Origin of the sequence: Pseudomonas sp. NPDC096950 (genome assembly GCF_044762525.1) — a bacterium.
Lineage (GTDB): Bacteria > Pseudomonadota > Gammaproteobacteria > Pseudomonadales > Pseudomonadaceae > Aquipseudomonas.
The window spans coordinates 210021-222099 of the sequence record NZ_JBIWEL010000005.1 but is presented as its reverse complement, the minus strand read 5'-3'; the positions used below and the strand labels follow the sequence as shown (position 1 = coordinate 222099).

The window sequence follows — 12079 nt, the reverse complement described above, 5'->3', positions numbered from 1 at the left end:
CCTGCTGCCTCGCAGACCTTGAGGAATCACAGATCGGCCTGTGTGGGGATTGCCAGCCGCAAGACGAAGCCGACACCGATGAATGATCGCCCGGTTCGCCGGGCCACCAGCCCAAGGGAAATCGCCATGGCACACGAAGACCAGCAAATAGAGACTCTTGTGCGAGTTGCCTACGGCATGCACAGCGGCTCACCCAAGTTGTGGGGCTGGGAAGTATCCGGAAGGAACGGTTATGGCTGGGGTACGGCACAGTCAGAGCGCGAAGCGTTGCTCGACTGCATCAGCTATTTGCAGACCAACAACCTGTAACGGGAAAAATGCGATGAACATGCACCCAGATATCGGCTTACTCAACGGCGGCCAATGCTATGTCTTTCTGGAAGGTTATGGCCTGAATCGGGAACCCATGTACGGCACCTATGAAGAATGCCTCAATGCCATTGACGCACGTGGCGGCGTTGACGACCCGATCCCAACGGATGGCAGTCACACCATGGCCGACTACAAAGCCGCGCTTGCAGCGTCGAAACTGTCTACAGCGATCAACGTGGAACCGTCCCCTAAGGCGACCACCACGACAATGAGTGCGCAGCGTGAGTACATCCTCACGTTCCGCACGATTGACGAGGAATGGCGCGGAGTTGATGGGTATCGCGACGGCCAAGAATCGGTGTTCGCCTGCGACCGGAATGATGCCATGCGCAAGGGGCGCGAAATCATCCGCGACACCGTCGGCCGCTATGGCCCAAAGATCGCCATCAGCGCCCGCCTTAAGGCCTGAGCACAACGCGGGGCCGAAGACCAAGCCGACACCGGTTCAGGCCCTGCCTCCTCTTGAATACAACCAATGTCAGACGACTGGCCACTACATGGAACCAAAACCTTGAGCCAAATGATAAAGATCCGTACTGAGGCACTCACCGGCCGGGCGCTGGAGTGGGCAATTGACACCATTGAAGGTTGCCAACCAGCATGCACTGGCCAGCTTCAGCTGTTCGCCACCAAGATCAGCGCCAGCGTAGACGAGTTGATCGACAAATACGCCGTGTGGGTCGACCGTGGTAACCAGTCGTCATGGTTGGCCGACACTACTCGCGACCCGTGCAACCGCCAGCCGGGCGACACTCGTGAAGAAGCCGTACAACGTGCAGTTGTGTTTGCAAAGCACGGAGCAATCTTGAATGTCCCGGCCCACCTCGCAAGCGCGTGATCGGCTCACACCCTCCACCTACCGCATAACACCTGGCATTCACTGTTAGAGGGGCTGGCGCTCCAACCTAAAAGCCAACTTGAAAGCGGGGATCTGAACATGGCCATCACGCCGAAAGCTCTTTTTGATTACGCCACCGAATTCGCGGCCAACGCAGAAAGAGAGGGGAAAAGCAGGATCTACCCGACGTTCCGAGAGGTAGCCAAGCGATTCAAAGTGACGCACGACGATATCGAAGCGGCCTGCGATGACTGGGATCAATCGAACGGCTACATGCAGCCAGCCGTGGGGGTGCGCTCTGGCGCTGGCGTGGCCGCGTACCAGCACCGAGGAGATTGCCTTGTAGAAGCGTACAGCTAACCCGTCGCGCGCACCTGGGCGCTCTGAACAACGAGCGTCACCACCAGGTGGTTCCGGGCTTATGCTGGCGCTGACAACAAGGCTCGGGAGACCGCCGAGCCAATAATCATATTGATGGTTTATCTCGCTTTTTATTTATCTAAATGACAGCTCGCCTATTGCAGTGAAGTATATTTCACAGTAAGATTCCCCCCATGATGTTTACCAACTGGGGATTGTGAAATGGCTATCAACACTGTCAAAGTCGAAATCGGAACCCGCGTTAACTGCGCGCTGTGGTACTGCGGTACCGGCACCGTTTATGGCATCGTCGGCGAGCAGTCCCCAGAGTCTGTGCGCTCGATGATGGGCGTGGTTGCAATGGGCGGATCTGCTGAGTTCGAAATCGTCTTCGACAACGGCGCTAAGTCGACCACCAGCGAAAGTATCGTTCGAGGCATTCAGTGGCAGATCTTCGACGAAGTTGTTGATGCCGAATTCATTGAGAAGGCCCTCCAGTACGCCGACCAGCGTGCTGACGAGAAAGCCATGGAAGAATCCTTGCAGCGCTTGGCCTACGCCGAGGCGTTGGGCGCACTGCGTAGCGATCCGCAATATAAAGACCTTGAGCAAGGCGCTGATGGCAGCGGCAAGCTAGCCGCAAAGAACATCCGCACTCAGCTGAAAGCGGCATTCAAGGGCGTTAAGTTCAGCGTCCGTAAAGCTCACTACGGCACCCTTTACATCAACTGGACTGATGGCCCAACCAAGGAAGAAGTCGAAGCGATCACCGCGCGTTATAAAACTGGCTCGTTCGATTCGATGCAGGACTTGGCATCTATCAATAGAACCCCATGGAGCGAAACGTTTGGTGGCAGCGAATACGTTTTTGTTTCTCGCGAGTACTCGGACGAGGCAATCTCCAAGGCGCTGGCTCAGGTAGAGATTACCTACGCCGACGAGCTGGACGGTCGCCCGTTGACCCTCGAAATGTACAAAACCGGCCAACTCAACGATATCTATCTCGGGTTCCGGCAGGACAGCGTTTCGTGCGTGGCCCGTCAGTCCCTCGAAGTCTCCCCTCGCGAACTGGTCTGGGGCGAACACGAAGCCGCGTAACCACCAAGGCAATGCAGAAGCCCGGACATGAATCCGGGCTTCCCTCCCCTCTCCCGCCTGCGGGACTGCTCCGCCAGGCACTGATACCGCTTCCCCTGTAGAGAGAGACCGCCGATGACAACACCAACGCAAGGAGCCTGCGGCCCACTTGTGGCGTGCGTAGTCTGTACCGCCCACGCAGAACGCCAGACTAACAAACACCCAGAGGAAGCCAACGGCGATCTCCTCTACCGTTGTAGTTGCAGCGATAGCGATTGCGGGTACTCCACCGGCTGGGCTGAATCTCAGTTGGTGGCGGATGCGATGTGGAATCGCACCAGGGCATCTATGGACGACTACCTGTTCATGCCGCGCATACCTCTAGAGGACGCCATCAGAGCATTGCACGATGAAATGGCTGAGCACGGCTTAGCTACCAGTCCAGCGTTGCGCATGATCGAGCAGCTCGCTGTTGCAAATCCTGCTGGCGCGCAAGGTCGGCGCAGCTGAGGTACTGAACCTGCTGGTCTCTGCCGGGCCAGAACGTCTAGAGGAGTGCTCCGAGAGCGTTCCCAACGCGGATGCCGGTGATTACTCCAACGTGTTCGATACAGCGAAGTTGAGCGCGTTGCTGAAGGTTGACGGAGTGACCGCCAGCCGCGTTGATCACGCGCAGGCCTTGTATTTGTCCGAGGCAGCGAAGCTCAGTCATACCGAATACAGCCTAGAGCAGGCCCTCTCGCAGGTTGGCGAACACGTGGCGCTGCTGGCGTCTCTACTGGATAACGCGGCATTCACCGCTGACGAGATCCACAAGGAAGGGGATTCATTCTTCAACTTCGAAGAGTGGGCGGATCATGCTGCAAGGCTCAGGCAAGGCGCGTATTCAAACGATCGGCTGGCGCTGAAGGCCCAGGTATGCAAAACCGGTGGTGATGAGGGTATGACCCACATTGAGGTTCAGACAGTAAGAGACTGTCTGTCGCTGATCGGAACCGGCTCATTCGGTTTCAGAAAGCGTGTTGTCGAAAAGCTGAACGACGCGCTGCCGGAGTCGGATCAACGCAACGCATAACCGTGTGTAATGGAACTCCCCACCAGTGTTTGACCAGGTGTGCTGACCAACATGCGCAAACAAAAAAACCGCCATCAGATGGCGGTTTTTTGTGGGAAGCAATTAGTAGTTGCTCCCGCTCGCAGCCCAAGGGGGTGCACTGGCGTACGACAGTATTCTAGCGGTGACAGCGTATGCGAATCAATAGCCCATGCTGGCGCTGTGAATGGCGCGGCAGAAGGTGGCGCATGGATCATTGGGAGCTACTTCGCGCGCGACCTAGACCACAACCATATCTGGCGCGCCACCGCCCGACCGTCGTAGGTGAACGGTGTAAGTCCGAACACCGCCTGAACGAGGCTGATCAGCAGTGCAAGCTTGCCCGGCGGGGACTGAAGAAAATCAAATGTGCAAAGACAGAGCAAGCACAGGAACACCAGCAGATCTGCCAACCAACCGCCTGCCGATATCGCCGCCATTTGCAGCGCGCTGGTGTGGTGCCAGCGATCCGAATATGACACCTGCCCGGACAGAGGATAGATCCCTAGCGCGAATTGAAATCCTGAGGAGGTCTGCCAGCGCAGACCTGGGCCAACTCCGACTCTGATGCCTACTGAATCCACGCCACACAGCCGAGCAACAACCGAATGCCCAAGTTGATGAAACCCCAATGAAACGGAACCCAAAGCCATCGACCAGGCAATCAATTCCCATGGGGTCAACACCAGCATGTCAACAACAGTGCTTAGCAACCGTACAGGCACATCAGTCATTGGTGATTGCTCAATTGTTGGCGCGGCCATCGTCACTACCTCGCGCTCCACGTCGACGGATGCCGTTACCCATGTCAGCCATGAGTTTGTGCGCGGGAATACCGTACTGGGCTCGCTGAACGGTGGCGCGCCCATCGGTGTGAATTCGAACGACAACCGGCTTTGTCCCCCAATTGACCAAGTCGAGCCACAACGGCTCTAAATCTGCGTCGGGGACAGCACTGGTTATGTCCAGCACACTCAGCAAATCGCGCGCGCTCAGTCGTTTGACTATCCCCGGCCAGTCGTGAGACTTATTCGATGTAACTGGCTCATGCTCTGAGGCATAACCGGGAACGAGGTGACAAAGGGTTGAGACCACTGAGCTGGCGGCCGCACCCAATTCAATGTCATGGATATGCGCCAGTTCGGCCCTGTCTAGCTCCGCCCATTGACCTACTTGTAGATCCAGACGTGACCCATGCTGGCGCAAGATCGACACAGCGGTCAGATCGTCCAGTAGTCCCCCGCCGATCTCCTGCCGATGCTCTTCTGTAAGCAAATACAGCGCGTCCAGGTAGATGTCCCGGCGGACTCGCAGTCCATGCAGAGCGCGTTCTGACATCTCCCGTTCCAGATCGATTCCAAGCATAGAGCATAGGTCTTGGACATCCTGTGGCGCACCAAGGGCAACCATGCCCCAGCCCGTGCTGATTTGATTGTTCAGTTCGGTCACACACAAGGAGACCGCTTCCAGTGTGTTGGTCATGACTGAATCAGCCTCCTACCTGCCTCAGGGTCACTGCCCCCAAAATTGGATAACACTTTCGAAAAGCCACCCACCCTCCGCGACCGATACACCAAACTGCAATACCTGTGGGTTGTGGCCAGCGACAGAAGTAGGGCAAATAGCAACGCGCCCAGGTTAGCGAAGTGGAGCAACTGCAATGTCGCCGCATTCCACACTGGCACAATCCAAACCGCGATAGCTTCAGTTCCGCCTGACGACAAGCAGACAAGCACGGCCAGAATTCCCATGGGCCTGAGCTGGCGCGAGAAAATGGCGAACATGACCGCGAATGTCCAACCCACCGCCAACACCAGCCCAACCAAACCGAATAGACCACTGGTAACGAAGGTCTCGTGAGCGGGACTGGCGCGGCCGAGTAACTCAAAGCCATCCATGAAAATGCGTTTGAGTGGTGTCACAACCCACAGAAGGTATGCATAACCAGACCAAACGATAGGGGCTGCGATAATTTTCGCTTGCCGAGTTGTGAGCTGTTGAGGCGTCATCGCTATCCCCCCTATAGGTGCATGTGCAGGCGTGAGCAAGTCATGCCGGTACCCCCGCCATTCCAGGTTTGTCCGGACAGTCGCCACAGCACAATAAAGCACTAGGCTTTGCCCATGCATTGGTTGAGCAAACGGGACAAGTGAATTTGTACCGATTGGGGGTACCGGCTTTCTTATCACGAGGTTGTTCAATCCCCATTCGCTCAAAATCTGCTGTAGTGGGCGCAGCGAACGTTTTCATGGGTGGAGGCGGAGGGCCTTGCGGTTTTTTCTTGACGGCCGGCTGAGGTGACTCTCCCAAGGTTGCATTTCCAGCGGAAAGATTTTCAGACGCTGGGAGAGCGTGGCTCTCATCTGAGTCCAGGTCAATCAGCGTGCCCAGGTTATCCCCTCCCCCCTCAGCATTGAGTGCGTGAGCAGGACTAATGACGCCTTCAGACTCTCCATCTTCACCCAGATCTACACCCGCCATGGCTGACATGTATTCCGGTAGATCGATCTTGTTCGGGAAGCGATCCAGCCATCGCAGTTTAAAACTTTCGTCGATCAGTTTTTTACAAGCCAGATCAAAGCGTCCACCGTCGATGATGTAATGCTTCATCTGATCGCCCTTGCGCTTCCCACCAGGCAATCCGGTCGAGGACGGCATCAACCCCCTTTCCTCAAGTAAGTTTCCCCACTCCGTATTGTGGTACCGCGTTCGACCTGGTGAGCCGTGGAGCTCTTGCCACATGTGCGTCATGTTGTGTGCCATCCATGAGAGGGTTATCTCAATTGGCTGCATTACAAAATAACTTGGGTTCAACGAGATCTCGTGTCGCTGATCCCCCTCGGTGTTCGCCCAACGATCCTTTGAGAAGTAACCAGGCGTGTCCTTCTCGCGTTGAAGCGTGATCATGCACGGCGGTAACTTGCCGTCGAACAGTTCTTCGTTCAAGAAATGGTATGCGCGCTGGAGGTCATCGTAGATTTCTTGCGTTGGCAGAATCATCGGTTATCTCATTCTCTATCTGTAGTCAGCGGCTGGCGCTCAAAAGGAATGGCACGCGCTGGGCCTTTCCGCCGCGAGGATTAATGCGATGCCAGTTAGGGTCTGTAGGTAAACCGGGCCGGTAGTTGGCCTGGCCTTCGCTGATTTCCCCCACAAAGCCAAAATGCTTGGCTCTTCCATTCACGACAGTGCGGGGGCCGTGAACCAGCAATGTCCATGTTTCAGGCATAGCTTGGCGCACAAGGTGATGCGTGTTGCTCCCTACCACGTTGAACCATCGAATCCACCGGCTTGTTCGATTCATCTTTACCAGCCGTACCTCTTCATAAGCCCCGCAGAGCACAAACGAAAGGAATGGCCACGGATGATCATGGACAAGTGTGTCCTGGTCTTTATCGACATACCGATGCAGGTAGATGGTTAGGAACCGCGACCGAGTAATGCAGTAGCGTTCCAGATACGGCGAGGTCGTGCCGTCAGTGTTCGACCGATTGATAGTGCGTAATCTTAAGTGACTACTAAGCGTGAACAGCATTTGAGCGACTAAATTTCGCCGTGTAATTTTGTTCTTGCTCTTTTGGGCGCCCTGTGTTTGCATTATCGCACCAGAAAAAGTGTTATCACTACGATATGATAACACTATACCATGCGATCAGCTTGCACTACCGCATGGCGCGTGGGCGCTTGACGACTTACAGACCACAGTAGATGGGATGAAGATCTGAGAACACCACGCCATTCGATGCCGCGATGTTTAGGCGTCACCTCGTTTTTCACCACAGTTGTGTGGCGCTTTCGCTCACCCTGAATTTTGGTAACCCCAAAACTGGGTGGGCGAATTTTGTTCACCCGAGATAACTAAGACCAGAACTGGTTAAACATACAGCTCTGATATAGAGGAGATAAAGGCAAGAAAAAAATACCCGGTACCACTGTCTACTCTGGCTGCTCTCTGGAAGGGGAAGCCGGGTGGTCGTGAGACCGACTTGAGTAAATTTTGCTGGATACCGGGCACTATACGTGTTCGTGAGACAAGTCGTCTCGCGATCAGCTTGCAGAACGAATAGTGCTACTTCCGCGTAATGCTGTCAACCTTCATTACGCTCCAACAGCAACTTTTATTACGCTTAGCGTACCAAGTCAGTCTCAGCCATCTCCCGCCTCCCCTCCCCGCAACCTCAGCCAACCTCAGTAGTACTGGAAATCTTGCTTAATAGACATGGTTTCCGTAGTCGAGTTTCATGGACGCGCTGTAGAACGGCTGCAAAAGTACCGGGATAATCCCGGCACTTTGCGTGCGCTCCAGTTTGCTCGATACGCTTTAGACCCTCGCAAGATTGTAAACAACAAAGACAAACGCCCCCGTACACATCAACCCAAGATTGCTAAGTACGCTGAGCGTAATCACAAGCCGCATCAAATGCATTTACAGCACAGGGATAACTGCATTCGTGTTCTGGAAATCCTCATAAAGCGGTGTGACTTCAAGACCCTTCAGTGCAAATACATCAACCCAGCCCGCAATATTCGGCGAGATCTGTATGTCTCCGAACTCGCCCGCCTATTGGAGCTTTCCTGCCGGACTATCTCAAGAGTATTGAGCAGTCTTACCAGGGCACGATTTATCTTGCGCAAAGGGCTGACCGGCATATCTCTGTCCCTGAATCTGTTCCGAGAGATGGAGCTGGACATCACGTTCCAGCGACTGCAAAAGATGCTGATGGGCCTTGGGAAAAAGGGTGATTACAAGGGCCCGCTCAAGAAGAACGGAAACAGTTGGAAAACTCAGTACGCTAAGCGTACCGAGCCTCAATCAGTAACAGACAAGCATCCAGCCTACGTGGTCAACGAACCTGTAGTGGCAGTTGAACCCAAAACGGAAGATCAGCTGGCGCGAGGAAATCAATTCCTCAACGGCCTCAAGGGTCGACGGCGAAGGCAATAGCGCGTCAACCACCCTTCTCACCTCATCAAATCCCTCCCATGAACAAGCGGGTTGGGTACCCCTGCCCGCTATTTAGCTTTTCGATGATCTCCTGTCGACAAACCCTCCCATGGACGCTCGTCCGCCTTTAAAAGCGCTTAAAAAAACCTACAAACATGATGTTCGCACGTCAGCAGGCATCGACTGGCCCAGTTATCCACAGAACCACAATTAAAATGTGTCATGGTTAAATCCAAAAAAGTGTCACCCATAGTCTTAGGGTAAAAGAATCACCCTGCGGGGCATTTATCTCTTCGAGATTCAAAGGCTGAAGCAGAAGCCCTGAGGATGGGCCAGAGAGTGAGCGCTAAAAGCGCCACGGGAGAATGCAGATGAGGAAGGTCAAACAACACTGCTTAGGTAGTATAACCGAGAACAAAGCAGCATCCATCTTCTACGAATCCTGAGTAGATAAACATTGTTCACCAAACGTCGAGCAGCCAATTCACCACCAATTCCGCTACGGAGGATTAACTACCAATCCTCTAACTGGCTCTGCTCGCTGTAGCTTTCCTGGTTAACACCATACTGATATCCAGCATGAAATGCAGGCAGGCTCTAACATCAAACCTCTGCGTGTTAGAACCGATCAAATCGTCTCGCGCCCTATGCGAAAGCCTCCTTTTCATTAGACCGCTGTAACGCTGAAGAGCAAACAGATTAGTACGCTGCGCGTACTGCCAGAATGAGAACCAACTCAAGCGAAGCGGTGAAGGTTTCAGGGATCACATCTTGTGACTGAGCTCTTGCCAGGCACGCCATGAAATCCATAATTTCAGACCTGATCAATCAGGTTTGATGCTTTATTGGCACCGTAGTTACTCGGCATGCATTCATGCACCTGCGCAGATCAGTGCTGCTGATTAACCTGGAATAAATTTCAGATCTTTCTGTAGCTACCGGAAGAGCTGCGATGACCATCCATATTGCAACCAAGTGAACAGATCGAACTTTTCTGCTGTTTGCACCTGCCCTGAATTCAAATCTCTTGAAAGCAAGTCATCACTTGTTCACCGAATTGACTACTGGGGCAGTAACCATGTCGCCGACCTCAGAGAGACAATCGCTTTATGGAAGGGATATTTCGAATTAGCGCGTGCAATCTATTTGCAGATTCCAAGACGAGGCGACCGACCGAATGACAGGTAAGTAGTCGGGCCGGGCGACTGACGATCCGTAACCTTAGAACAGGTGTGATGCGTCCTGACGTAAGTTTTAGGTGGTCGTGGAATGGGACATCCATTATTCATGACCCGAGCTACCATCCGGTTTGATGCTCAAACAACCACACACCAGATTATGCGGTGTCTTGCCCCGTCGTTTACTCACATCACTCACGATGACTGATCAATAGCTCGCGAACTCATCCCTGTACGCTCAGCGTACCAATCTCCTAAACAGATCGATTGGCCCGAGGAGGATCAATGCTGCCACGTCGATATCTATGTTCGATACTGCGCAGCGGCTGTAATCATGAACCGAAGGGAGCATTGGCGATTAGACCTTTACTGCGGCTGACAACGAACTCAACAACAACACAGCCAATAAAATTGAGCATACCGGATGAATAGGGCAATAGACGTCACTAGGTAGGCGTGCTGTATACGGTGGGTGATCTTAATCGCCAGAGGATTGTTGCAGTACGCTGAGCGTACTAAAACTTTCTGCGCAATCGGGAAGCTGCGCTTACATGCCACGAATAGAATTAATCTATCTATTGCATCTGAACGATAGTATCTATCTACTGTTGGTCCGAAAACAGACCTCCTAGGATCTCTCCTGAGCGCCGTTTCTGGTTGTGCTAATACGATTTGCAGGGCTTGCGATCATCGCGGCTCAGGCGGCCTCTCAGGCAACTTTGACAAGGTCGATCGCATGGATAGATGGCAATACGTGGTTCATATCGCACCTCCGTGCCAAGTTTTACTCTCAACAAGACCAACTTCCCGAACTAGGTGACAAAGACGAAGGAGAGCTGCATAATCAAAACCGCTTAAAGAATAAGCACGCAGATAAATTGGATTGTACAAAACACGAAAGCGATGACCGGCGTTGGCCGGTTTTTTTATGCCAATGTGAAATTTCCTGTATCTCACAATCGACTGGTTAGTACGCTGAGCGTACTGACATTTTGGCCCTGGCCTCACTCAATCCAGCTTTTACCTTTTCTGCCGCAGGCCCATTTGACGACTAATCAAATCCGCATGAACCCAGAGAGCTCGGCCGGGCAGGGGGCTTGAATATTGATTGAGCTACTACGCTCAGCGTACTAATACTTTTCGCATGTTTTATCCATGAAAAAATCAGGCGCGACCGGTGTAAGACCAAAGCAGAGCACCCCTGAGTTCAGCGGTAAATACTCCTTGGAATGGGTCTCTACGGGCTGCGACGGGATTCGACAATCACTGTGGTCTGCCAATATCGATACCCAGGTACAGCGCCTGATTTCAAATCACCTCACTCTCGCTACGCCAGCCGATTCCCAAAGCGGACGCACTCTTGGTATCCAACTGACTTACGTGGGGAAGGTCTGTCCTAGGCACACTAGGTGATATAACCGCTCGCTGTTTTCATCCTCATTTAATCAACATCTAATTCGCACGCCCCACACGGCGTTGCCTGTGATAGTCTCCGCATCCAGTTCGCTTAGCTGGGTGATATCCACATGGACTACCGGCAACGGTTTACCGAGCTTCGTTGATTTGAGGTCGGTGCATTGATCATCTGTCGTCACGCTGGCTGGATCAGCGAAGGGTGGTTTGGCCGCACCCGGCCTCGCAACCTTACGGCGTGTGTCGTGGGCTGATGACCTGGGTCAACTTAAGTTAGGGAAGGGTATTTTTTGTTCACGGCCGCCTCGCTATGCATGGCACATGTTCAGCCCGTACGTTTCTGCTCATGCTCAGCATGACTCGAACCCACATACGTCACTCCGCGTTGGCTTGCCCCGCTACCGTGCGCTAAGCTCGCGACCAATCCAGGTAGGGAAGGGTGCTTTTTTTGCCAGGCTGCCTCGCTGCGCTCGGCATCACCTTCACCCGGTACCGGTTTCTCCTCATGCGAAGCATGACTCGAAACCTCGCGTGGCACGTTGCACCACGTTGGCCTGCCACCGCCATCGCGCACTGATGACCTCGATCACTCCAAGTGAGGGTGGGGTGGATTTTTTCGCGCCGGCCTCGCTTCGCTCGGCGTCACCTTCAGCTGGTACCGGTTTCTCCTCATGCGCAGCATGACTCGAAACCTCGCGTGGCCCGATGCACCACGTTGGCCTGTGATCGCCATCGCGCACTGGCGACCTCGATCACTCCAGGTGGGGGTGGGGTGGATTTTTTGCGCGCCGGCCTCGCTTCGC

Annotated in this window: 11 protein-coding genes; 7 read left to right on the top strand and 4 right to left on the bottom strand. The window is 53.9% G+C overall.

The window, feature by feature from the left end:
- Window positions 1-126 precede the first annotated feature (126 nt).
- The 6 genes from ACIQY3_RS11885 (at window position 127) to ACIQY3_RS11860 (ending at window position 3722) form a co-directional block, all read left to right on the top strand.
- Complete coding sequence (locus tag ACIQY3_RS11885) at window positions 127-309, top strand: hypothetical protein (RefSeq protein ID WP_403019532.1); 183 nt, start codon at window positions 127-129, stop codon at window positions 307-309.
- Between the two features lie 13 nt (window positions 310-322).
- Window positions 323-781 carry a hypothetical protein gene (locus ACIQY3_RS11880; protein ID WP_403019530.1) on the top strand — a complete coding sequence of 153 codons (459 nt, stop codon included), beginning with the start codon at window positions 323-325 and terminating at the stop codon, window positions 779-781.
- A 111-nt stretch (window positions 782-892) separates the two neighbouring features.
- Window positions 893-1210: a hypothetical protein gene (locus ACIQY3_RS11875; RefSeq protein WP_403019697.1), complete on the top strand. Its 318-nt coding sequence runs from the start codon at window positions 893-895 to the stop codon at window positions 1208-1210.
- Window positions 1211-1309: 99 nt separating this feature from the next.
- The gene (locus tag ACIQY3_RS11870) at window positions 1310-1570 is read left to right on the top strand and encodes a hypothetical protein (protein WP_403019529.1); all 261 of its coding nucleotides are present in this window, start codon (window positions 1310-1312) and stop codon (window positions 1568-1570) included.
- Window positions 1571-1792: 222 nt separating this feature from the next.
- Window positions 1793-2668 (top strand): LPD29 domain-containing protein, encoded by an 876-nt coding sequence (locus ACIQY3_RS11865; RefSeq protein WP_403019528.1) that lies wholly within the window; start codon window positions 1793-1795, stop codon window positions 2666-2668.
- 451 nt (window positions 2669-3119) lie between these two features.
- Window positions 3120-3722, top strand: coding sequence for a hypothetical protein (locus tag ACIQY3_RS11860; protein WP_403019526.1), 603 nt, complete (start codon window positions 3120-3122; stop codon window positions 3720-3722).
- Between the two features lie 242 nt (window positions 3723-3964).
- Here ACIQY3_RS11860 and ACIQY3_RS11855 read toward each other — a convergent pair whose 3' ends face one another.
- The 4 genes from ACIQY3_RS11855 to ACIQY3_RS11840 all read right to left on the bottom strand — a co-directional run bounded on the left by ACIQY3_RS11855 (window position 3965) and on the right by ACIQY3_RS11840 (window position 7338).
- Window positions 3965-4504, bottom strand: coding sequence for a site-2 protease family protein (locus ACIQY3_RS11855; RefSeq protein ID WP_403019525.1), 540 nt, complete (start codon window positions 4502-4504; stop codon window positions 3965-3967).
- Window positions 4485-5222, bottom strand: coding sequence for a hypothetical protein (locus ACIQY3_RS11850; RefSeq protein WP_403019523.1), 738 nt, complete (start codon window positions 5220-5222; stop codon window positions 4485-4487). The genes ACIQY3_RS11855 and ACIQY3_RS11850 overlap by 20 nt, the downstream gene beginning before the upstream one ends.
- 567 nt (window positions 5223-5789) lie before the next feature.
- Window positions 5790-6740: a SprT-like domain-containing protein gene (locus ACIQY3_RS11845; protein WP_403019521.1), complete on the bottom strand. Its 951-nt coding sequence runs from the start codon at window positions 6738-6740 to the stop codon at window positions 5790-5792.
- 25 nt (window positions 6741-6765) lie between these two features.
- Complete coding sequence (locus ACIQY3_RS11840) at window positions 6766-7338, bottom strand: hypothetical protein (RefSeq protein WP_403019520.1); 573 nt, start codon at window positions 7336-7338, stop codon at window positions 6766-6768.
- 621 nt (window positions 7339-7959) lie between these two features.
- Here ACIQY3_RS11840 and ACIQY3_RS11835 point away from each other — a divergent pair.
- Window positions 7960-8685, top strand: coding sequence for a hypothetical protein (locus ACIQY3_RS11835; RefSeq protein WP_403019518.1), 726 nt, complete (start codon window positions 7960-7962; stop codon window positions 8683-8685).
- Window positions 8686-12079 lie beyond the last annotated feature (3394 nt).

Bases quoted from the DNA above. Each gene is read 5' to 3' on its own strand.
- ACIQY3_RS11865 (WP_403019528.1), top strand. From the start codon at position 1,793: ATGGCTATCAACACTGTCAAAGTCGAAATCGGAACCCGCGTTAACTGC.
- ACIQY3_RS11875 (WP_403019697.1), top strand. From the start codon at position 893: ATGATAAAGATCCGTACTGAGGCACTCACCGGCCGGGCGCTGGAGTGG.
- ACIQY3_RS11845 (WP_403019521.1), bottom strand. From the start codon at position 6,740: ATGATTCTGCCAACGCAAGAAATCTACGATGACCTCCAGCGCGCATAC.
- ACIQY3_RS11855 (WP_403019525.1), bottom strand. From the start codon at position 4,504: ATGGCCGCGCCAACAATTGAGCAATCACCAATGACTGATGTGCCTGTA.
- ACIQY3_RS11840 (WP_403019520.1), bottom strand. From the start codon at position 7,338: ATGCAAACACAGGGCGCCCAAAAGAGCAAGAACAAAATTACACGGCGA.
- ACIQY3_RS11850 (WP_403019523.1), bottom strand. From the start codon at position 5,222: ATGACCAACACACTGGAAGCGGTCTCCTTGTGTGTGACCGAACTGAAC.
- ACIQY3_RS11880 (WP_403019530.1), top strand. From the start codon at position 323: ATGAACATGCACCCAGATATCGGCTTACTCAACGGCGGCCAATGCTAT.
- ACIQY3_RS11870 (WP_403019529.1), top strand. From the start codon at position 1,310: ATGGCCATCACGCCGAAAGCTCTTTTTGATTACGCCACCGAATTCGCG.
- ACIQY3_RS11885 (WP_403019532.1), top strand. From the start codon at position 127: ATGGCACACGAAGACCAGCAAATAGAGACTCTTGTGCGAGTTGCCTAC.
- ACIQY3_RS11835 (WP_403019518.1), top strand. From the start codon at position 7,960: ATGGTTTCCGTAGTCGAGTTTCATGGACGCGCTGTAGAACGGCTGCAA.